The organism is Enterococcus ureasiticus (assembly GCF_001730285.1).
GTDB classification, from domain to species: Bacteria; Bacillota; Bacilli; order Lactobacillales; family Enterococcaceae; genus Enterococcus_L; species Enterococcus_L ureasiticus.
In genome coordinates, this window is record NZ_MIJZ01000012.1 from 453,788 (window position 1) to 477,502 (window position 23,715).

Here is a 23,715-nt window from a genome sequence, read left to right on the forward strand (position 1 = left end):
CAATCCCCAAGGATGTATTATACACTAAAACCATTCAGGTTAAAACCTTTTAGTAAAACAGTTTACTAACGCTTACATAAAATGAAAACGCTTATAACACGAACATTAAATCAAAACACTCTAATTGTCAATCGATTTCGTGCTATTTCTTAAAATAAATGTTGTATCAAAAATTTTATTCGGTATTTTTTTCTCTGGATGATTGATTGCCTCCACTAAAAATTGCGCTGCATAAAAGCCAATATCAAAGCTAGGTTGATAAACCGTCGTTAAACCTGGCACCAAATATTCCGAAATTTCCAACCCATCAAATCCAATAATAGAAATATCATCAGGAATCTTCTTACCGTATTCTTCAATCGCCTGATAAGCCCCCATCGCCATTTCGTCATTCCCGCAAAAGATAGCTGTAATTCTGGAATTCTTCAATACATTTTTAGCTGCTAGATAACCGCCACCTAAATTCAAATCTCCACTACTCATGTACTCTTCTCTGACTGGGATTCCATGATCTTTTAGTGCATGTTGATAAGCGGTCACTCTTTCAGTCAGTTGATAATAACCATCATTTTCTTTCAGCATCGCGATATGCCTATGACCTTGTTCGATCAATGAATTCACCGCCTGATAAGCGCCCTCATATTCTTTCACGATCAAGCGGCCACTTTCTCTTGGATTGATGCCGCGATCGACGAGAATCACAGGGACTTTCCGTTTGCTTTTATTACGCAAAATGTGATTAGCAGGTAAAATATTAGGTGTTGCAAAAATAATCCCGTCAACTGAGCGATGAACAAGTTCTGTTACGTACTGTGCTGCTTTATCTTCATCATGCTTGGAATTACATAATAAAATCATATAGCCTAACGAATTTAGATATGTTTCGACACCCTCGATCACTTTAGCAAAGAAAAAGTCGGTCACATCAGGTACGACCATACCAATCGTTTTCGAATGTCGGGTAATGATGTTCGATGCAAAATAATCCGGTTTATAATCATATTCTTCTACTACAGATAAGACTTTGTTTCTCGTTTTTTCACTGAATCGGCTACCTTTGTTGTTGATGATTTGAGATACGGTCGTCACCGATACACCCGCCATATCCGCAATTTCTTTAATGGTCAATTTCATACTTCATTCTCCCTTCGTTGACAAGACCTACCAACCATGTCAACGTTTTCAAATTACTTTTTGAATGGTTCTAGTTTATCAGAATTTGATAAAATAAAATAGCTTAACTAAAAAAACACCTAAACTTAACCCAAAAATACTCAGTTAACTGTTTCGTTTCCCTCTCTATTCCTGATCTTTACCAATTATTGGTTAGCATTAAAAGACCTGGAATCCAACAAGTAACGATCCCTTCAAAAATAGCAAAATACAATACAGGTTTACCAATTTCCTTTTTCAAGACATATTCAATGAATCCCGTCAGCCATAAAATCCCCCAAGATAACCAAATCAGAGCAAATCGCCAATCACCATCTACTATATAGGAAATATACGCTGCCGGAATCGTATTCACCGCAACAAATAAAGCGAATATCCCGTAAATCCGCATGTCCAGACCAAAGACATAAATCACCCCAACCATCAAATAGGTAAACGCGAATAAATAGCCTGTTCCTGCATCATAATAAGCACCTCTAATTAGGTAAATCGTATTAATGATAAAAGACAAACTTCCTGTAAATAAGTTGATCAAGCCTGTTGATTTTTTATCCACTCCAACTAAACCGCAATAGCCATTACTGATTAGCGTGATCGCCACAAATAATAAACCTACTCCTAACAAAAAAATCCCTCCAATAAGTAATCTAAAAAGATCGTTTTCTACTGGACTATTTTACTTTAAAATGTATGAAAAAACCACTCTACTTTCAAAGCGCCTCTTCCACTTATTGACAGAGCCACCTCTGCGTGTTAAAGTCTTCAAAATACATATCGAACAAGAGTAATCGTTCTACAAGAAAAGAGAGGATGATATCGTGAAACGTGAGCATGTCAAAAAACTACCAAAAATAGAGTTGCACTGTCATTTAGACGGTTCTATCCGTCCAGAAACATTACGAAAAATCGCAGAGCCCCAAGGTATTTCACTGCCCGCAGATAACGAACAATTAAAAAATCTACTAGTAGCACCTGCCGATTGCCAAAATTTAAATGATTATTTAGAACGTTTTGATTTAGTTTTGTCTTGCTTGCAAACAGAAGCCGCTTTAAAAGCCGCTGCGTTTGACATTATCAGTCAAGCAGCTGAAGAAAATATTCGCTATATCGAAGTTCGTTTTGCACCCTCTCTCCACACTGAAAAAGGACTTTCTTTACCTAAAATCGTAACAGCCGTTTTAGCTGGCCTCGAATATGGGCAACAAGAATTTGACGTAAAAAGCAATGCGCTCTTATGCGGCATGCGCCATGAAGAGTTAGCAGATATCGAAAAAATCGTTTATTTGGCTGAACAATTTAAAACAGACGGTATTGCTGGATTCGATCTTGCAGGAAATGAAATTGATTTCCCGCCATACACTTTTGAAGAAACACTGGGGCTTGTCAACCAATTGAATATCCCATTGACTCTTCACGCAGGCGAATGCAGGTGTGGAAAAAATGTTGCCGACGCAATTCATTTAGGTGCTAAACGAATCGGACATGGTATCGCTGTAAAGGACACACCAGAATATTTTTCCTTATTACAGGATAAAAATATCTTGATCGAAATGTGTCCAACCAGCAATTTTCAAACAAAGACTGTCACTAAATTAGCAGACTATCCTTTTAAAGCATTTCTTGACGCTGGCATTCAGGTTTGTGTCAACACAGACAATCGCACAGTATCAGATACAACGTTAACAGATGAATATATGAAACTCCATGAATGGTACGGCATTACATATGCTGATATGGAACAATTGAATCATAATGCAGTTAATGGAGCTTTTATTTCTGAAAGTGAAAAACAAATTCTTCATGATCAACTAACGAACAATTATTAGTTGAACGACCGCTAAAAAAGGCAGAATGGATCTTTAATTTCGATCCATTCTGCCTTTTTTTGTTCAGATTAACTTCATACTTACGGTTTGATGATTCCTGTTTGATTAACGCCAATAATCTGCCAATCATAAATTCTTGCTGTTTTTCCATTTTGCTCTGCTTTTTCTAGAGAAAGTTTGAAATATCTCGCTTCAACCAGTCCAATCGCATCTTTACTGCTATTAGCTGTGTTCCCTCGATGCTGAACAACGGTTGTCCAGTCATTGCCATCACTACTCACAGAAATATCATAGTCTCTAGTATTCCATTCTGGACTCTCACCACCTGCCCCAGCGTGGAAAAGCTCAAAACCCGAAATTGTTTTCAGTGCTCCAAGATCCGCGATCATCCATGGCTTTTCACTACCATTATCGCACCATTTTGTATTTAAATTCCCATCCAGAGCAAAACGATAACTTTCACGGTCATTGGTATACCCAGAACCTTGAGTAGCGGTTGTCGTTGGTAAGGTAGAAAGATTTTCTATTTTGATTCCTGCATTTTGATCATAAACATGAAGATAGTTTTCTTTGATATTCTCCGTTTCGCCTGTTGCATTTGCCGCAATTGCTTTTACCGTGTATATGCCTGCTTTAGCAAAAGATAGAGATACTTCCTTGCCTGATGCACTTTCAGGTGTTGCCCCAACTACTTCCCAACTGACTGTATCTGTCGATTTTGAAACATCTGCTGATAAGGTAATCGTTTCGCCCACTGAAATCAATGTGTTACTGGCATTGATCGTTATCTCAGGTTTTTTCAATGCTTCAAACGTATAAACGGCTGCGGCACCTTTTCGTTGTTCTTCACGACCATAATGATCGACTGGAATCACTTGATACGTCGCAGTATCTCCTGTTCGTTCTTGATTTAATAATGTGTACGACGTGTTAGCCGTCTCTCCTTCAAACTGTAGCTGACCATCTACCTCTCGATAAATGCGATAAGATGCAGTATTCTTGCCTTTTGTATCCCAATGCATCCGAATGCTTTCAGTCAAATCATCAACAATTGTTTTTCCTGAAAAAGTAAGATTACTGATCGCACTAACCGGAGTAGCTTTTTCTTTGCCCATTCTTAATTGACCTAAATAAATCGAAGCCGCTTCTGTTTGGGCATTTTTTAGATTCAAGCCAACTGTTGTGATTGTTTGGCAAGCTGCTGGTTTTAACGAATACGTCGTTTCTACCCAACCATTTTCTAGAGGTCGTTGCGTCCCTTGAATGGTTAGCGGTTGTTCTTTTCCTTTTAGCTCTAAAACTAATGAGGTTTCGTCTGCTCCTTTGGTCACAACAGTTGCTGTATCTGACGCAGTCACTTTTACTTGGGCAGCATATAACTTGATAAAGGTTTGTTTGTCCGCTGTCATCTGACCTGTTAGCTTGATCGAAGAACCGCCATTAAAAGCATCTTCATAGCTGATCGCAGCTTCTAATTGGTTCTCTTCATCATTATCAATGACCCAGCGATAGGTTGGCATAACATCTTGAATACTACGGTTGTTAAAGGTTCCTTCCTTAACTTTCGTACCGTTTTTATAAATAGCATCCCCATTTCCCACATTAAAATTCGTTAGAAACGGCAAACTTGTTACTGGTGTTTTTTCTACATAATAGCGAGAGACTCCTTGCCATTCAGTTTTCGGACTTTCCACAGCGCGAGGATCTCCTTGCGGGTTTATCCAGAGTAGCTTTTCATTTTCCCAATAACGATCAATATCATATTGTCCGCCATCTCTTAACGTCCAATCGGGACAATAAAGTCCTAAAGAAACGAGAGGATTGCCATCAGTTCCCATGATACTGCTTGGTTTGCGTCTACTATTTACACCGTTAGCCTGTACATCGATTCCAGCAAAAAGATCGTATGGATCACGTTTTAATTGAGCTGCTTTTTCTCTGGATGAAACAAGTCCTTGCCAACGGAAATCAATAAACATCTTATCTGAAACACGCTTCTTACCTTCTTGGAAATACCCTTGGTTCGTGTCATTCAACGCTCCTTGCCAAGCTACATTGCCGCTTGGAATCATAGAGTCGTACCAAATAACCTGCTGATTCTTTGGTTTGCGAGCTTGTAAATAAAGCATAAACTCTTTCATAGCGCTGGCTGTCTGTTCATTGACATTGGTTTCTTGATTGATAAACCAACCATCAAAGCCATAGCTTGAAGACATTTCCAGCAGCTTATCCGCCATCGGAAAATTACCTTTCCGGTCTTTTTGCACAAATTGTTCTACCCATTCACTCTTACCACCATAAGCTTCTGGTGGGAAAAATACCGTTCCAACTACAGGCACGCCATTTCTGTGCGCCGAATCGGTCACATCTCCACTCGGCGGAACAATGATCCCTTCACCAGAAGAACCTGCCCACGCAACTAATGTGTCAACATATTGCCAATTTGTAAAATTATACACGGCTTTATCCGTTCCACCTTGAGATGGCGTTCCTTTTGTATGCTGGTTTACAATTGCGATTGATAATACTTTTGCTTCGGTACTTTGATCAAGATTCATTTTCTTTCCTTGTACTCGTGTACTTAAAGGAACTTTGGAAACATTAAAGGGTGCATCTGGATCACTTTTGGGATTCCAATTCAATAATGTTTCAGGAAATAAGGCCGTCGATTCTGGTACTTGATCAAACAATGGAATACCACTATCCTTATTGGTTCTTGATTCATATGACTCTGCGTAAACATTTGGCGTAAACAACAGATTTGCTCCAAACGTAAGAGCAAGCACGGTAGCTGAGTAGCAAAACACACTTTTCAAAGTTTTTCTTTTCAATGAATGAACCTCCTTTGGTCATTTGCCTAAAATTCCAGCATTATTCATTCTTACACAAAATGTTAACGCTTTCTTTATTGATTATAAATAGACAAACTATAGTATTTATATCAAAAAGCATAGGTTTCTTTCATGACCCGCCATAAAAAAAGCTGAAACATTAAGCTTTACGCTTTATATTTCAGCCATCCTCTGATTAAACGTTATACAAATGAAAAGAGAGACCTTCCATTAATTTTTCAAGATCTGTTATTATCTCTTTTTCGTCTTTCGCTTCCGGCTTATCACACCAGACTGCCAACGCAGCGCCTTTGATTTTGCTCTGTTGTTCTGAGGGTATCTGCTGTTGTGAAGCAAATAAATCTGGACGCCACTCTTGCTTTATTTTCTCAGTTGTCGGATACGTGTATCCCGCATTTTCTCCAAGTACGTAATAGAGATAGTTATCATTGAAATTAATGACGGAATAGCCCTCATCCACAAACGTTTGCACAGGGGCCATTTGTTTTTGCCACTTAGTCCAGTAGGTGATCTCAACTTCTTTTGTCAGTGTAGAGCTTTTACCCCTTCTGAAAAATGCGTCGTTCCAAACTCTAGGAATAAAACCGTGACCTTTAACAAAATCCGCAACGGTATTGACATACGCTTCAAATTTTTTTATTCCTTCGTCCGCCAATGCAGGATACTGTTTAATCTGATCAAAATCAACAAACTCATCTCCACCAATATGAAAATATCGACTGCCAGCAAATAACAGCATATATTCCTGATACAGCGAAAGTGAGAATGCTACAGCTTGTTCGTTTGTGATGTCTAAGGCAGACGAAACTTTGTGGATTTCTCCATACTTATTTTCTATAGATAATTGCCACTCGGGAGATTCTTTCAACAAGTGCTCCATATGTCCCGGCGTATCAATATCAGGAATAATTTCAATCGATAGATATTCAGCATAACGAATCAGTTCTTTTACTTCAGTAGTTGTTAAATATTTTTCTGAAACTAGCTCTGGATAATTCTCTGATTCAATCCGAAAACCAGTGTTCTCGGAAAAATGCAACTGTAAGTAATTAAATCCATGTAACGCCATTTGCTCCAAAATCAGACGTAGCCCTGAAGGGGAAAAATATTTCCTGCCAATATCCAACATAATTATCCGCTCAGCCAAACCGTCGTGAAATGTTCCTGATTTGATTTCAGCGTCTGTTTTTAATAGCTTTGCTAGGTACATAGTGGCTCGAAAAGCTGTCAACGAACATCTAGCTTGTATCACCACTGTCTCTCCCTCATTCAGAATAAAAGATGCTTTCAAATTTGGGGAAGAGTTAACGACAACTTGAGCTTCTTCAACTGTCTCTACAAAGTAGATTTTTTTATTTAATAACTGCGAGTATAGATAGGCAATTTTTTCCTTTTCTTTCGCAAAAGACTGATCTAAAAAGAAGTAGATTTTTTGTAGCTTAGCTAAAGAAGATATTCTAGGCTGTTTCATTCTAGACCTCTTTGTTCCTTTGCCAACAACAAGCAGCCCATCGTTCCGCTATTATCGCCTAAATCACAGCCGACAACATAATTTTCTAAATTAGGTAGCGAAACATAACTACCTAGTTGTTGCTGTAATGATTCACGAATTTTTGGGAAAAGGTGCGTTTGTTTCATTACACCGCCGCCCAAGATAATTTTTTCTGGCGAAAGCACTAATGTGTAGTTCATCAAAGCCTGAGCTAGATAAAAAGCTTCGATCTCCCAAACATCATGATCTATCTCCAATAATTGGCCTTTGACTCCTGTTCTTTTTTCTAAAGCCGGTCCAGCAGCCAGACCTTCTAGACAATTGTCATGGTAAGGACACGTACTTTCTAATCCATCATTTTTATAGCGCTGAACAGAGATATGCCCCATCTCTGGATGACTAAATCCTTGCAAAACATTACCATTCACAACAGCACCGCCGCCAATACCCGTGCCTACTGTTAAGTAGATACAGCTTTGCGTTTTTTTCCCAGCACCTAAATGCATCTCACCATAAGCTGCCGCATTGACATCCGTAGTCCAAGCTATCGGGATATCGTAACGTTCTTTTAATGCGCCTAAAAGATTTACATTTTTCCAGCCCGGTTTCGGCGTAGATGTAATATAACCGTAAGTGCTTGATTGACGATTGACCTCAATTGGCCCAAACGAACCTACTCCGAGAGCTTTTAATTGATATGCACCAAAGAATGCATCGACTTGAGTCAACGTCGCTTCTGGCGTTGTCGTAGGTATGCTGATTCGTTCAACAATTTTTAATTCTTCATCCGCTACCGCACAAACAAATTTTGTGCCGCCAGCTTCGATTGATCCATAATACTCCATCAAAATCACCGTTCCTTCTTATCGGTCAAACCCAATTGTGCGAATTTCATAAGCATTTAGAGTTTTCATTACTTTCTCAGGTTGCTTTTCTTCTAGTAAATTCAATAAATAAGATGCTTCACTAGTATTTTTTTCGAGTTCAATTTCATCTTGTTTTCCACTCATATTAAAGCCTCTGACAACAAGCATACAATTATCTTCACTATTTTTCATTGCTGTTACAGCAAAAGTTTGGCCTTTGACAGTTAAATAAGTATCTTTAGCCTTTAATTGACCGGCATGTTTGGTTGTTTGCTTCACACTAAAAGGAATTTGTGCCGCATATGCTCGTTGATAAGTAGCATATCGAGTTGCTTCTTCTCCGTGAAAATCGATACCATAATTAAATGTATGTTGGCCCAAACACTGTGCTTCTGGCGTTGGAAAATATCCCCAATCACCCATTTCTCCAACAGCTCTTAAAAGTGTTAAAGCAATCGTATTATTTCCAGGTAAAATTTCATATTCATTCAAACCAAAATTAGAAACGGTCACGCCCGATTTTTCATCATGAATATTGACAAATGCATGCTGATGTTGAGGATTTGTTGGATTCTCCCAACTTTTGCTAACTTGATTAGGTCTTGTAACCACTTCGTAAATGCTGTCAGCTTCATGTGTATCAGTTTGAATTCCTGTTGGAAATAGCATCCGCAGACGATGATCTTTCACTTGATTATCAAAGGTCGTTTCAAAACGTAAGTGAGTAGAATCTTTTTCCATCGTCAAGAGGGTTTCGCTCGTTACTTCTTTCAGTTTTGATGAACGTCCAGATTTTCGATAACGGAAATCAACTACAGCTTTTTGTTCTTGCTCCAACAAATCTTCTGCCGCTTCTGGCAACATCATACGTTGGATAATTTTAACTTGGGCCACAAATGATTCATTTTTAACTACAGAAATTTCTGCTGGTTGTCCACCAGATAAAATAGGGTTCGCACCTTCTGGTTGTTTAAAAATATACTCGTTGCCGATATCACCTGTGTCTTCGAGCGTCAATAACTTGTCATATTCTCTGCCTGAAGATTTGTCTATGACTTTTACCGTACCGTCCTCATTGATCGTGACGATTAGACAACTGTTTTCCAATACATACTTTTCTGAATCTTTGATCATTGAATCTGTTTCTTTTACTTGTGTTTCCGTTTCTTGTAGTGCAAAAGTATTCCATGAAAAGGCTGGCATATCTTTTATTGCCATCTCAACCTCGACATATTTAGCCATATACGGTACTCTAAAACGATCTTTAGGTAAATCATAGCCAAAACTAACTTCAGGATTTGAAATCAGGGCTGGTATTATTTGTCCTTCTGAGTCGACTACTTCAACTATTGGCGTCTCACTTTCAGAAAGTTCTTCCCACAGTTCATGAGGAATCCCTTCTCTGAATTGTTTTCTCTCTATTTCTACTTTTACTTTTACAGTTTCTGATTTCTGATAGCCAGATGTATTGAACACAACAAACGGATGACTCGCTTCTGGGAATTTTTCTGTATCAACTGCCTTAGCCAAATGGGTCAATGCTTCTTCAGCTAAAAACTTCCCAACTTCATCTGCTTTTTCAAATCTAGGAATCATTTCACGGTGTACTTCATCCACAGAACACCCGCAAATACTGTCATGTGGATGGTTTTGCAACAATAATTTCCAAGCATAATCTAGTTGATCATGAGGATAACTTTGCGTTAAATCATAGGCCATTGCAGCGAGTGGTTCTGTCACATTTTCTAGTTGTCGTTCTACTTTCGTGTTCCATTGTTTCAAATAAACTCTCGCTGAAGCCGTATTCGCTAAAGTAAACCATCCATCTGTCTCTTGACTCGTTAATTCTCCATGAACCGTTCCAACTTTTTCTGGTAAATCTTGGCCCATCTGTTCTAAATACTCATCAAAATTCGAGTGGATAAATTCATAATCAGGAAATAGTTCATTCGCTAAGGCGATTGCTTTTGTAACGTCTTTTTGAACCGGTTGATGATCGACGCCATTCATCATCAGCAAGTGATCAGTAGACGCAAACTTTTCGGCTTCCGCCAATTTTTGTGTCCAAAAAGCTAAAGCAGCTTCTTTTTCAGCTGGTATCTCATTACCATTACTATACCAATTAGCAAACAACAAGCCTAAAATAGTACTGCCATCAGGTCCTTGCCACCACATTTCAGAATACTGAGACGTGTAATTTTCATCATCCAATACTTCATTGTTAAAGCCAACTGGTTTTACGCCTCTTCCAAAAGCTGCTGCATCTAAACCTGCCTGCTTCATCATTTGTGGTGTTTGTCCCATATTGCCAAAGGTATCTGGGAAGTAACCTAATTTAACTGCCGGTCCCCATTTTTCGCTCTCTTTTTTACCAATCAGCATGTTACGGACATTAGATTCAGAGCTGATCAAAAAATCATCTTGCAGGATATAAAATGGCCCAATTCGCAATTTTCCATCTGTAATCGCTTTTTGAACGGCCGCTTTTTGCTCTGGTCTAACTTGTAAGTAATCATCTAAAATAATCGTTTGTCCATCTAGATGGAAACTGTTAAAGTTTGGATCATTTTCAGCCAGCTCCAACACATCATCCATCAGCTCGACTAATCGCATATGGTGCTGTTCGTAAGGCATGTACCATTCACGATCCCAATGAGAATGCGAAATGATATAAACTTTTTTCTTCATGATTTTACGCTCCATTTCCTTCTTTTATCCCTCTACTCGAATGTCAAAGTAATCCATCACTAATTCACAAAACATCATATTTGCCCACGAGAACCATTCCCGTGTATAGTTCGCAGGATTATCCACATCAAATCCTTCATGCATTAAATGAGTTCCACCATCATTTGCAACTAAAGAATTCAAAATCCGTTCTTTTTCTGCCTTATCTTTTGTGGTCATCCCTTCCATTGCAAGGGCGATCGGCCAAATATAATTTTCTGGGGTGTGAGAACTTCCAATTCCTTTTGCACACTTTCCTTCGTAAAAATAAGGATTTTCTTTGCTTAAAACCGTTTTACGCGTTGCTTGGTAAACCGAATCATCAATTGTTGTATAACCTAGATACGGTGCTGAAAGTAAGTTAGGAATATTGCTATCATCCATGATGCTGGCGTTCCCTAAGCCATCTACTTCATACGCATATACAAGTTCTCCACCTTGATTATCTGTTTTTCCGTATTCTTTAATTCCTGCATCGATCTCTTTTCTAAGTGAAGCCGCTTGTTTCACCAATTGCGGGTCTGATAATATCTCTGTAAAAATTTCTTCGATATATCCTAAAACAACCACTGCAAACATATTTGATGGAACTAAATAGCCGTAGCGACAAGCATCATCACTAGGACGGAAACCCGACCACGTCATTCCTGTTTTGCCGACCTCGCTGCCTCGACCGTTATTTGGAAGCGTATCTTCTAATCGAGTTGTATCTCGTTCAAATGTATAAGGAGAATATTGGTGTTCTTGTTCTGTCGCAAATACAGTCAGAATTTTTTTCACGCCTTCAACAAAATTTTCATCGAATTGCTTTTTGCTACCAGTATTTTTAAACAATAAATAAGCTAACTGAACAGGATAACATAATGAATCAATCTCATATTTTCTCTCCCAAATCCATGGATCCATCTTAGTATGATCGGTTTGATGTCCAGCACCATTTGGCGTTTCATTGAATGCATTCGCATATGGATCGATCGTGATATAGTAAAATTGCCGTTGGACCAGTCCGCAGATCATGTCTCTTAGTTCATCATCTTCTTTTGCGATAACTAAGTAAGGACGAACTTGAGCAGTTGAATCTCTCAGCCACATTGCAGGAATATCACCTGTTAATAAAAAAGTGGTGCCATCCGCTTGTCTTTTCACCGTTGTGGTCAGTGTATTTGCAAAAGCTGCATTAAAATTTTCAGCCCAGCCAGCATGTTCTTCTCCACACAATTGAGTAATCTCATTCATAAATTCTTGAACCGATTCGGGTATTTTTTTATAAGTCATACTTACCTCCTGATAGTTGATATATCATTTCACAACGAAAGTATATGCTAATGAAAGCGTTTTGTCTACTGTTTTATCAAACATTTTTGAATTGAACTCTTTTTCTTTCTATGTTACACTAACAACAATGATATATCATTTCACATTTAGGAGAACAACGATGTCAAAACCTTTATATAAAAAAATCATAGACGATTTATTAACAGCAATCGAAACTGGTCAATTACCTGAAAATGCACAACTTCCTACAGAGAAGGAACTTTCCCAAACCTATAACGTCAGTCGCATCACTTCTAAACGCGCACTAACAGAGCTTGAAAATCAAGGGTTGATTTATCGCATCCAAGGAAAAGGCAGTTATGTACAAAAGCATAAACCAAGGAAGAAAAAAGTTTCTCGTATTTTATTTTTGATTCCATTTGTTAACGATCTTTCTCTTGGTAACTTCAATGAAGGTCTGGCACCTGTAACAAGCGAACATCATTATGAAGTGATCATGTCTTCAGCTGAATTTCTGATCAACAAGCAAGCAGCTGATATCATTGAGGATTTCGATGGAATGATCTACTATGCTCACAACACTGAAGATTTTTTAGATACGTTATTTGAGCTATCTATTCAGCAATTCCCGGTAATCATTTTAGATAAAAAGATTCACGATCTACCTTATCCTACTGTCCAATCAGATAACTTTTCTGGTGGCGCAATGGCCACAAATTATTTAGCTGCTCTAGGACATCAACGAATCGCTTATATTTTTGGAGAACCCACTTTGCCTCAATCTGTGCGTCAGCGTTATTTAGGCTATATACACGCAACCAAAGAGCAGCACTTATCTTTTCATACGGCTTTAACAGACAAGCAAGCCTTTTCAAATGCCGATGTTATTGCTTATCTTCGTGAAAACGAAATTACCGGAGTGGTCTGCGAAAATGACTTAGTGGCGATTTCTTTAATGAATCAAGCTAAACGAGCCAATATTGATATACCAACTCAGCTGTCAGTTGTCGGCTTTGATAATATTCAAGCGTCTTCACTGATTGATCCTTCACTAACAACGATCGCCCAAGATTTCAAAGGGATGGGCAAACTTGCCGGTACAATGCTGATCGAATGGATCGAAAAGAAAGTGATCCCAACAGATCAACAAGTTTCAGTAAAACAAATTATTCGACACTCAACAAAGGAGACTTAATAGATGAAATCAACTTTGATCGATACTAGACATGGAACCGATAATCAACATTCTTTTTCAAATGGTAATTGTTTACCCTATACTGGTGTGCCTTTCGGTATGAACTATTTTGCACCTCAAACTAACGGAGATAACGGCAGTTGGTGGTTCAATCCTCGTGATCGCGTTTTTCAAGGTTTTCGTTTGACCCATCAGCCTAGTCCTTGGATGGGGGATTTTAGTTATTTGGTTATGTTGCCTTTTAATGGGACGCTAAGTGAGTCGACTTTATTTCACGCTCAGTCTTCTTACCGACCAGATGAAAGCGTTTTTAATCCTAGCTATCTAGAAATTACTGCTCAACGGTATCAACTGACTACTCGTCTGATTCCAAGTATGTATGGCGGTGTTTTAACGACAAGCTATACACAATCAGATGCTGGTTTTTTGCTTTCATTACCTGGAAAATACACGCTTAACATCGAGGATGCTCATACGATTTCCGGCTCTATAATAAACTACGCAGGTTGTGAGGATAATCATTTTTCTTTTTATTTTACGATGTACTTTAAGCAACCTTTGTTTTTTGAATCCCCTCTTGAGTTAAAGGGAGAAGATGATTGTATTACTCTTTCATTTGGGGATATTGAGGAACAGGTTATACAGTTTGGTACTTCTTTTATCAGTTTAGAACAAGCTAAATTGAATTTATCGCGTGAAGCTCATTGGCAACCTCAAGATTATCTATCAGATTCAAACGAACAATGGGCGCATTATCTGAATAAAATCGACATTCAGGACAAAAATCAGCAACGTCGTTCAACCTTTTATCATAATCTATATCGCGCCTTTTTATTCCCACAAACATTCTACGAAAAAGATTCTGATGAACGAATTATTCATTACGATACCTTAGCCAAAGAAGTAAAACCAGGATTTCTTTATACTAATAATGGTTTCTGGGATACGTACAAGACGGTATATCCTTTATATTCATTGATTGCGCAAGAAAAATATGCAGAAATGTTGGAAGGCTTTTTGAATAGTTATCGGGAAAGTGGTTATTTACCTAAATGGCTTTCGCCAGATGAGCGGGGCTTGATGCCAGGAACGTTGATCGATGCAGTAATTGCTGATGCCGCAGTAAAAAATATTCGCCCTGATTTGATGCCTGAATTTTTAAATGCCATGATCAAAGGAGCAACGATTCAAAGTGAAAATTCAAATTACGGTAGACAAGGAACCAAAGATTATTTGACATACGGTTATGTTCCTGCCGATTATCATGAGTCAGTAAATCATACCTTGGATTATTGTTATAGCGACTTTTGCATCAGCCAAGTTGCCAAGACATTGAATGAACCTACCACATCTGAGCATTATGAAAAACAAGCCAAGAATTATTTAACAATTTTTGATCCTAACACAGGTTTTATGCGGGCTAAACAAACAAACGGAGCTTTCAAAGAACCTTTTAACAGTCATCAATGGGGTGGCGATTATGCTGAAGGTAGTGCTTGGCAAAGCAGTTTTGCTGTGTATCACGACTTTAAAGGCTTGATTACAGCCTTTGGTGGGCCAGAAAAATTTCAGGAGAAGTTAATTGATTTATGTAATCAGGCACCGACGTTCAACGTCGCTGGATATGGTTTTGAAATTCACGAAATGAGTGAAATGGCGGCGATAGAGTTTGGTCAGGTAGCGATTTCTAATCAGCCAAGTTTCCATTTCCCATACTTGTTTAGTTATCTTGGTAAACCAGAGTTTGCACAGCCTTTACTAAAACAATTAATGATTCAAGAGTTTAATGATAGTCCAACTGGTTTCCCTGGTGATGAAGACAACGGCAGTATGGCCAGCTGGTATATTTTTAGTTCATTGGGCTTTTATCCTGTTTGTCCTGGTTCTGGCGAATATGTGATTGGGATGCCTTTGTTTGATAAAGCTGTTATTCATTTATCTAGTGGTGAAACCTTGACGATTTCTACTAGCCAAAATCAAGAGCAGCAACAATTTGTAGATCATATTCTTTACAATGGTTCGCTTCATGAAAGGTTAGTTTTTGACCACGACACCTTAACGAACGGAGGAACGATTGATTTTAGTTTAGGGATTGTACCTAGACCAAGAATTTATACAGAAGAACAACTTCCATTTAGTATTTAACTAGATTCATTTTAGACAAAAGAACGAGCGAAACAAAACGAACTATCTGTTTTGTTTCGCTCTTTAATTCCTAATGGTCGGCAAGAAAAATAAAACTCCTTCTTACTCACTCTTCACCCACTGAATCATAATGATGTTTGTATTTTTCTCGAAATTCTTTTGGTGTAAGATCGTTCATTTTTTTAAAAATCTGCGAGAAGTATGTGCTGTTATTAAAGCCAATTTTATCAGCAATCTCGTTGACGTTATCATCTGAATACAGTAACAGATTTTGTGCTTTTTTCATACGGTATTGGTTCAAATATTGAGAAAAACTCTTCTTGGTTTCCTTCTTAAATAGCTGTCCTAAGTACATCACATTAAGATGTAGCGATTGAGCCACACATTTTAAGGTTAATTCACTCGTGTATTCAGAACGGATTTTATCGATAACATTTTGAACATTTTCTGAATAATCGTAGGCCATCTTTTCCCGAGTTATTTGTCTAACTGTAATCGATAAGATCTCATGTAGTTTATCTGCATTCGATGAATGATTGATATCATCCAAAACTTGCTGGTATTCCTCTTCATCTAAATGATTGAACCTGCGATAAATATCCATAAAAAGCATAAAAGTAATATGGCGAACATCTTCTGGACGAGCACCGATTTTTTGAGTTTTCGCAAAGATTTCAGCAATCGTCGTCTCAATCGTGGTAAAATCTCCCACCATCAATGTTTTGTTAAAATTTATGATGTCCGCTGACAGATCAAAGTCATCTGAAAAGACAGAATATAATACATTACTGCCACTTGCTTCATAAAACTTATAGCGCTGCAATGTTTGATTAGCTTTTTCATAACTATCTGGGACATCTTCCCAGTCACTAACGGTCTCACCAACACTTATCAACCAACTATCATCCTCATCTGTTTGTAAAGGATTTGCTGTTAGAAGCTGATTTAATTGATATTTACCACCTTTAAAAATATGTACAATCAAACTTTTATCGCCTAGATTTCGTGAGAAAAATAATGATTGTTGTTGTTCTTCCAGCCACTTGATCACTTTGACCTTATTTTCACGGGTTACTTCAACTAACAAAACCGTCCAATCAGCTTTTTCTGCCGTATTGACCACTTGATCCAATTCTTCATAACTATCCGTATCGATCTCACCATTCACCCATTGCGACAATAAAATTTCACTATATAAGTCATTTCTAGTTTCCTGTTGATTGCGATTATCTAAACGTTTCTTTGCCTTTTTGACACTTTTTAAAAGTTCTAATTTGTCCACAGGTTTCATCAAATAATTGATGGCTCCCAGCTGTAATCCCCCTTTTAAAAAATCAAATTTCTGATAACCTGAAAGGATCATAAATTCAAATTGACGTGCCTCTTTTTGAGCAGCTTCAATAAACTCTAGCCCTGTCATTTCCGGCATAGTGATATCTGTGATCACTAAATCAATGGACTCTGTCTCCATCAGCGTTAAAGCTTCTTTCGCATTTCTAGCTGTCCCTTTGATTGAAAAACCTTCAGCTTCCCAAGAAATAATTTTTTTTAACCCATTCACGATCATATATTCATCATCCACTAGTAAAACGTTATAATTCATTTTATCACTCCTTTACTCCTACAATCACTCTTCACAGAATGATTTTGCTGTGAAATACAGAGAATATTTTTATGAGTTGATCGCTATCCTTACTTTTTATGAAGTAGGATCATTGAAAGAAAGTTCAATTGCAATGCCTTTTGTTTCATTTTGTGTGATTGCCATTAAAAAAGAAGGACCAAAATAAGCACGTAACCGTTCATTTACATTTTGCAACCCAATCGAATCGTGTAGTTTGATCTGCTCGCTTGCAAGTTTAGCTTGAATTACTTTCAGTTTCTGTAAAGAGATACCTTTACCATTATCACGTATCAAAATTCGCACTTGTCCATTTACTAAATGAGCTTTGACACTGATTGCATTATCATTTCTAGAAAAATCAATCCCATGGACAAAATAATTTTCAATCAATGGTTGAATCGAAAATTTTGGTAAAACTAGTTCCTCTAATACTTCATCAATTTCAAAGTGATAAGCGATCCGATCTGGATACCTCATCTGGAATAAATACACATATTTTTCGCAAAAACTCAGTTCTTTTTCCAGTGTTGTGGTTTTCGCTTGATCCGTATTATTCCTTAGCAAGGTTGAGAATGCATACACAACATCTGCCAGTTCCTCGCTCCCCTCACTTAATGCATACATCCGAATATACTCTAATGTGTTATATAAAAAATGGGGGCTAATTTGAGACTGCAGTGCTCTCATATGAGCATCTTGCTGCTTGATTTCTAGTTTATAGATATCTGCAATATACTGTTCAATGTTATCCAACATCGTATTGATGCCTTTGGAAAGCTCCTTTAATTCAAACTGTGTCTCCTGATCATTGATTCGTGTATTCAAATCCCCTTTAGAAACAAGCGCCATCGAGTCCATAATAATATCGACTTGCTGAGAATATTTAGTAAAAGTTCGATACAATAAATACAACAATAATAGTATTAAAACCAAACCGCCTAACATTAAAATACGCAAATCAAAAAAAACATGCTTCAAAATCTTTTCTTTAGAAACGATTACTAAAATATCAAAACCGCTCGTTGTTTGCAGATGCTCCAATATGTTTTTTTCTTCCAACTTTTGAATTGGCAATTGAGAGGTTTCATTCATTTTTTGCTGAATCAGCTGTTGATCAAATGCGTCATTTTTCTCTGTATACGTCAATAGTTGATAGCCTGTATTTGAAAATACATAAGCGGATAATCCATCAAATGTCGTTAAATGAGTCAAACTATCCACGATATCTTTTTTAGAAAATTCAACATAGAAGCTCCCTAATACTTCCAAAGTTATTGGGTTAGTGATGGGATAAGCTAAATAAAATTTGTTGTTTAAACGAGGGGTTCCACTGATTTTTCTACCGCTCTTATCTTCAGCTGTTGAAAGATAGTAGTCGGTATAATTGTTCAATACCATAATGATCGATTCGATATTGTCATACATTGTATAAAAATTTTTCACCTGGCTAGGTAAAAATAGGTAATTTCCCGTTTCCAATTGTTGATCATAAGAATAATTCAAATAATTTGAAATCGAAAAATCCATGTAGCGATTTAAGTTGTTGATTTTCTCTTGATTATCGGTTAAACCGTTCAACATCGTTTTCCCTTGTAAATTCTTATCGTTGAGCGATTGGCCGATCGTATCGACTGCTTCTTGCGCTGTATTCTCCCCTCTTCCCATCGATTGCCAATAGGTATTCATCCCAATGCTGACCATACCGATCAAAATCAGCGAAACCAGAATCAAGGCATAATTTTTCAGCAGTCGGTTCAGCAAAGTTTTTTCATTAAAGGAAGAAGGTTTCTTTTTACGCATGAAGTTCCAATCGTTGATCGATTGTTTGCCGCCACGATTTGGTCGCAGTGAAACTCCAGATTTGAATCATAGAAAAAGTGCCAAATAAAATCAAGCCTTTGAATTTCCACGTGACAAATAAAATCACACTTACACCAATCGCAATTTTTAATAAATTTGTAAAATTAGATAACGTTGAGATAAATGCTAGCTTTAACAAGTTCTTTAAACCAATTTCATAATAGCTATCTAATAATAACGAGTATTGGAACGTAACAGCTGCATAGATCATGGCAAAAACTAAGAGAAAATCAATCATCAAAAACGACAATCCCTGAATTTGAACCGATAAAAATAGATTATATGCTAATAATGCTAACAATAAAAGTAACGCATAAAAAATAATATTTCCCCTAATGAAATTACGCTTAAAACTGATCCAACCTTCTTTTAACGTAATGTCTTTGTAGTTATATTCATGACTGACAAATAATTCGTTGACTGTTTTCAAGGCTGGTCCCACACCTGCCACAATCAAGCCACAGCAGCTAAACAACCAAAAGAATAAATTTAATTTTACGATGACCCATATCTTAATGAATAACGTTTCTAACGCTTTTCCAACCATCTAACTCTTCCTTTCTACTTCTCTATTAGTATAATAAATAACTATTACGAATATTCCAAATAAAAAACTACTGCATATAATATACTACGCAGTTTAAACAGGATATTATTTTTTATAAAAGAACCAAGTAAAAACGATGCATCATCGAATCACTTGGTTCCGTCTACTTGGTCTGTTCTATTGTTTCAAAAAGTCATCGTATTGTTTTTGCATTTCAGTCAGAACTTTGTCGTAACCAGCATTAGCAAGTGCTTCTTTTAATTTAGGAACTGTTTCTTCTGGATCAACGGTCCCTGTGTTTAATCCATCCAAATATTGGCTCATAACGTTGGCTATATTACTCATCTCTGTTTTTACATTAGATGTTACAAAGTTGAATCCTAAAATCGGAGACGTCTCTGCTTTAGCAATCGATTCATCACGTTCTTTGATCATTTCATCTGTGATGCTATCTTGTGTATAGAGAATTTTATTATTTCCAGTATTCCATGCAGATAAGTGCGTATTGGGTTTATAGCCATCTAAGAGCTTGATTTTACCCTCTTTACCAGGAATTTTTTCCCAAGCTTCGCCTTCTATTCCCCAAACTAAACCGTTCAGTAATTCTGGATCACTATTGATTTGACCTAAAACTTCTACAGCTTTTTCTTTGTTTTTAGAGGTATTTGAAACCACAAAGTTCGCCATTCGTGCTTGATCGCTTGATTTTAACGGTGTAGTAAATGCTTTGGAAACTAATTCTTGACCTGCCGCATTACTTAAAATCGTATCACCATAATCATAAGGTCCTTGTGTTTCTTGACGAATGAACCATGTATTTCCTTCTAATGGAAACTCTGTATTACTTGTTGCTGCATCTGATGGAATGTAGCCTGCTTGATACCATTTATGCATTGTTTTTAGGGAATCCATAAAGTCTTTGTTTTCGTACTGGTTGATGATTTTTTTCGTATCACCATTTAAATCAACGGCAAACGGATAACCATTTCCAATTGGAAAATCAAAATCGCCTTGCACTTTAAATCCTTGACCGATTGCGAACGCTGCGATATTCGGTTCTTTTTCGTGGAACGTTTTTAGCACACTTTCCGCATCTTTATATGTTTTGATCCCATCGATCGACAAGTTGTACTTATCTAAATATTGTTTATTGAATGTCAAAACTTGTTGTGAATAGACATTACCATTGACTGGAAACGCATATAGTTTACCATCCACTAAATTTCCTTTGATATACGCTTCATCTAACTGATCATAAGCATCTTTCGCAAACTTCGGCGCAAGTTCAGTTAAATCTGCATACGCTCCTTTTTGAGCATTTGGCACATAATTATCCGCAAAAGCAATATCATAATTTTCACCAGAAGAGACAATAACACTCATTTTCTTCTCATAATCGCCCCAGCCAATGTACTGAATGTTTAGTTTTTTCCCTGTTTTTTCTTCAATTTTTTTGTTGGCAACGTCCATCAATGCATCATAATTATCTGGTTTATCACCAATTTGATACATCAACAATGTATTATCATCTGACTTTTTACTGCTTCCGCTAGTCTTCTCTTTACTTCCACCACCACACGCTGTTAATGCACCTAAAAGAACAACTGCTGTACTTAAACCGACTACTTTTTTCCACGTCTTCATTTCTCTTCATCCTCATTTCCTATATTTTATTCCTTAACTCCGCCAATCGTTAACCCTTTGACAAAATACTTTTGGAAAAATGGATAACTGATCGCAATTGGTAATGTCGAAATAACTACGATTGCCATACGAGCAGATTCTCCTGGTATTGCCGCCATCCCGCCAGATAATTGACTACTTGCTCCGGCATTTTGAGTCAGATATTGAATATTATTTTGAATCTTCATCAATAAATATTGTAGTGGAACTAAGCTATCTTTTTGAATATATAAGAGTGCATTAAACCAATCATTCCAATAACCTAAAGCTGCAAATAAACTAATCGTTGCAATCCCCGGCACTGCTAACGGTAACACGATTTGAATAAAAATCCGCATCTCAGAAGCGCCATCGATCCTAGCCGATTCGATAATCGAATCTGACACTGATCGTTTGAAAAATGTTCGCATCACAATAATATTAAACGGACTGACCGCCATTGGCAAAATCAATGCCCAAATCGTATCTTTTAATTGAAGTAAATTCGTCATCACGATATAATTTGCGACCATTCCTGGTGAGAATAACATGGTGATCAAACAAAACACAGTGAAAAAACGACGGAATGGAAAATTAGATCTTGAAATTACATACGCATACAGTGATGTCGCTGTACTATTGATCAAGGTTCCTACGACTGTAACTATCATTGTCACAAATAACGCTTGAAAAATTTTGTCCTGCATCTGATCAAATAAATAAGTGTAGCCGAATAAACTAAATTCCTTAGGCCAAAAGCTATAACCGTTCGCTGCTAGCGCTGTTTCATTAGTAAGTGAAATCGCCACGACAAACAAGAACGGCAAAATGCATGACAGAGCAAAAACAGCGATTAAAATATTAAAAAAGAAGTTGACTGGTTTATTAAACGAACGAATTGTTACTTTTGAAACTGGCTTTTTCCTCAATGTTTTCACTCCTCCTTAGAATAATGCCGAGTCATTGTCGAATCGACGAACGATTCCATTTGTGACCATCAACAAGACAAAACCGACCGTTGACTGATACAACCCAGCGGCAGCTGTCATCCCGATATCTCCGGTAGCAGTCAAACCGTTAAAGATATACGTATCTAAAACAGACGTAACCTGATACAACGAACCTGAGTTTCTCGGAACATTATAGAACAAACCAAAATCCGCTCTAAAGATATTTCCCACAGCTAAAATCGTCAAGATCGTCATTAGAGGTAATAATTGAGGTATCGTAACATTCTTGATTTGCTGCCACTTGCTGGCACCATCCACCATCGCAGCCTCATAATAAGTCGGATCGATCCCCATAACAGAGGCGAAATAAATGATACTATTATACCCAATTCCTTTCCACGTTCCGATAAAGACTAAGATAAACGGCCAAAATTTCGGTTCACTATACCAATTGATCGGTGTTCCTCCACGACTTGTGATCCACTGATTGAAAATCCCTTTATCCGGGCTTAAAAAGGCATAAACAAAATACCCAATAATAACCCAAGATAAAAAGTACGGCAAAAGAGACATCGTTTGGTACACTTTCACCAAACGCTTATTCCGCAGTTCACTCATCACGATTGCAAAAAATACAGAAATGACAAGGTTCAAAACAATAAAGGTCACGTTGTACAACACTGTATTTTTAGTAATCAAAAACGCATCATTAGAAGAAAACAAAAACTTGAAATTCTCTAAGCCAACCCAAGGACTCGCTTTTAAACTAGCAATAAATCCATCTGGTGAAATATGAAAATCCTTAAACGCTACCACATTGGTCAAAACTGGAATATAAAAGAAAAAAATCATCCAAACCATCGCAGGAATAGCCATTAAGATCAACGCCTTATACCGCCAAACATTTGTAAAGAAAAGCGAGCTCTTTGACTTCTTCTTCATTTCCCCAACTCCTTTCATCAAATTGTCTACAATAGAATTGTAGCGCTTTCAATTAGGAATAAAAATAAACAAAATATAGATATTCTTATAGAAAATATAGATGTTGAGAAAAACGCATCAAATAGCCTACTTAACGAAGCACTGTTAATCAGTATGATACAATGAACTTATAAACTCGATTGGAGGAAATATCATGCAAATCTATCAAAACACAAAAATTGCTAGCAACAAGTCCTTATATATTTCTGGTCAAACACCAAGCAAAGAGGGACTCACACCACAAAGTATTGAAGAACAAACAGAGGTTGTATTGGAAAAAATCACAGCCGCTTTACATGAGCATGATTTAACAGTAGATGATTTAGTCAAAATCACTATATATATTACAGATATTTCTTATTTACTAAGCGTTAGAAGTGTATTAGCAGATTTTATAGGGGAGTCAAAACCAACTGCTACGTTAGTCGTTGTTGCAGGGCTGATTGATCCAGATTTTAAGGTAGAAATCGATGCTATTGCAGCTTTTTAAATGCCACATTGATACAATCGCAGATCTCATCATCGCAAATTATGTGGCAC

17 protein-coding genes are annotated in these 23,715 nt (G+C 37.3%); 4 read left to right on the top strand and 13 right to left on the bottom strand.

From position 1 onward, the window contains the following. Nucleotides 1-120: 120 nt before the first annotated feature. Complete coding sequence (locus BCR21_RS08150) at nt 121-1,134, bottom strand: LacI family DNA-binding transcriptional regulator (protein WP_069645967.1); 1,014 nt, start codon at nt 1,132-1,134, stop codon at nt 121-123. Nucleotides 1,135-1,312: 178 nt separating this feature from the next. Then, complete coding sequence (locus tag BCR21_RS08155; protein ID WP_069645968.1) at nt 1,313-1,798, bottom strand: AmiS/UreI family transporter; 486 nt, start codon at nt 1,796-1,798, stop codon at nt 1,313-1,315. A gap of 193 nt (nt 1,799-1,991) precedes the next feature. Between BCR21_RS08155 and add the strand changes: the two genes are divergently transcribed. Beyond that, nucleotides 1,992-2,999: an adenosine deaminase gene (add, locus tag BCR21_RS08160; protein ID WP_084013267.1), complete on the top strand. Its 1,008-nt coding sequence runs from the start codon at nt 1,992-1,994 to the stop codon at nt 2,997-2,999. An 80-nt stretch (nt 3,000-3,079) separates the two neighbouring features. On the opposite strand, the gene BCR21_RS08165 is transcribed toward add, so the two are convergent. The 5 genes from BCR21_RS08165 to BCR21_RS08185 all read right to left on the bottom strand — a co-directional run bounded on the left by BCR21_RS08165 (nt 3,080) and on the right by BCR21_RS08185 (nt 12,211). Then, nucleotides 3,080-5,830: an endo-beta-N-acetylglucosaminidase gene (locus BCR21_RS08165; protein ID WP_069645970.1), complete on the bottom strand. Its 2,751-nt coding sequence runs from the start codon at nt 5,828-5,830 to the stop codon at nt 3,080-3,082. A 196-nt stretch (nt 5,831-6,026) separates the two neighbouring features. Beyond that, nucleotides 6,027-7,322, bottom strand: coding sequence for a family 20 glycosylhydrolase (locus BCR21_RS08170; RefSeq protein ID WP_069645971.1), 1,296 nt, complete (start codon nt 7,320-7,322; stop codon nt 6,027-6,029). Beyond that, nucleotides 7,319-8,188 carry an ROK family protein gene (locus tag BCR21_RS08175; RefSeq protein WP_069646038.1) on the bottom strand — a complete coding sequence of 290 codons (870 nt, stop codon included), beginning with the start codon at nt 8,186-8,188 and terminating at the stop codon, nt 7,319-7,321. Before BCR21_RS08175 ends, BCR21_RS08170 begins: the two co-directional genes overlap by 4 nt. Before the next feature lie 18 nt (nt 8,189-8,206). Continuing rightward, a complete protein-coding gene (locus tag BCR21_RS08180; RefSeq protein WP_069645972.1) occupies nt 8,207-10,897 on the bottom strand; it encodes an alpha-mannosidase in 2,691 nt (896 codons plus the stop codon). Nucleotides 10,898-10,921: 24 nt separating this feature from the next. Next, nucleotides 10,922-12,211 (bottom strand): glycoside hydrolase family 125 protein, encoded by a 1,290-nt coding sequence (locus tag BCR21_RS08185; protein WP_069645973.1) that lies wholly within the window; start codon nt 12,209-12,211, stop codon nt 10,922-10,924. 160 nt (nt 12,212-12,371) lie between these two features. On the opposite strand from BCR21_RS08185, the gene BCR21_RS08190 reads away from it, so the two are divergent. Together BCR21_RS08190 and BCR21_RS08195 are read left to right on the top strand one after the other, a co-directional pair. Beyond that, complete coding sequence (locus BCR21_RS08190) at nt 12,372-13,406, top strand: GntR family transcriptional regulator (protein ID WP_069645974.1); 1,035 nt, start codon at nt 12,372-12,374, stop codon at nt 13,404-13,406. Between the two features lie 3 nt (nt 13,407-13,409). Beyond that, nucleotides 13,410-15,551 (top strand): GH92 family glycosyl hydrolase, encoded by a 2,142-nt coding sequence (locus tag BCR21_RS08195; protein ID WP_069645975.1) that lies wholly within the window; start codon nt 13,410-13,412, stop codon nt 15,549-15,551. Between the two features lie 106 nt (nt 15,552-15,657). On the opposite strand, the gene BCR21_RS08200 is transcribed toward BCR21_RS08195, so the two are convergent. The 6 genes from BCR21_RS08200 to BCR21_RS08225 form a co-directional block, all read right to left on the bottom strand. Continuing rightward, a complete protein-coding gene (locus BCR21_RS08200; protein WP_069645976.1) occupies nt 15,658-17,154 on the bottom strand; it encodes a response regulator transcription factor in 1,497 nt (498 codons plus the stop codon). A gap of 96 nt (nt 17,155-17,250) precedes the next feature. Then, a complete protein-coding gene (locus tag BCR21_RS08205; protein WP_069645977.1) occupies nt 17,251-18,975 on the bottom strand; it encodes a sensor histidine kinase in 1,725 nt (574 codons plus the stop codon). After that, on the bottom strand, nt 18,968-19,582 hold the full coding sequence (locus BCR21_RS08210) for a YesL family protein (protein WP_069645978.1): 615 nt from the start codon (nt 19,580-19,582) through the stop codon (nt 18,968-18,970). Before BCR21_RS08210 ends, BCR21_RS08205 begins: the two co-directional genes overlap by 8 nt. Before the next feature lie 177 nt (nt 19,583-19,759). Next, a complete protein-coding gene (locus BCR21_RS08215) occupies nt 19,760-21,226 on the bottom strand; it encodes an ABC transporter substrate-binding protein (RefSeq protein ID WP_069645979.1) in 1,467 nt (488 codons plus the stop codon). 26 nt (nt 21,227-21,252) lie between these two features. Further along, nucleotides 21,253-22,173 carry a carbohydrate ABC transporter permease gene (locus BCR21_RS08220; protein WP_069645980.1) on the bottom strand — a complete coding sequence of 307 codons (921 nt, stop codon included), beginning with the start codon at nt 22,171-22,173 and terminating at the stop codon, nt 21,253-21,255. 15 nt (nt 22,174-22,188) lie between these two features. Further along, complete coding sequence (locus tag BCR21_RS08225; RefSeq protein ID WP_069645981.1) at nt 22,189-23,136, bottom strand: ABC transporter permease; 948 nt, start codon at nt 23,134-23,136, stop codon at nt 22,189-22,191. Between the two features lie 193 nt (nt 23,137-23,329). Between BCR21_RS08225 and BCR21_RS08230 the strand changes: the two genes are divergently transcribed. Continuing rightward, nucleotides 23,330-23,665 carry a RidA family protein gene (locus tag BCR21_RS08230; RefSeq protein ID WP_069645982.1) on the top strand — a complete coding sequence of 112 codons (336 nt, stop codon included), beginning with the start codon at nt 23,330-23,332 and terminating at the stop codon, nt 23,663-23,665. Nucleotides 23,666-23,715: the final 50 nt, after the last annotated feature.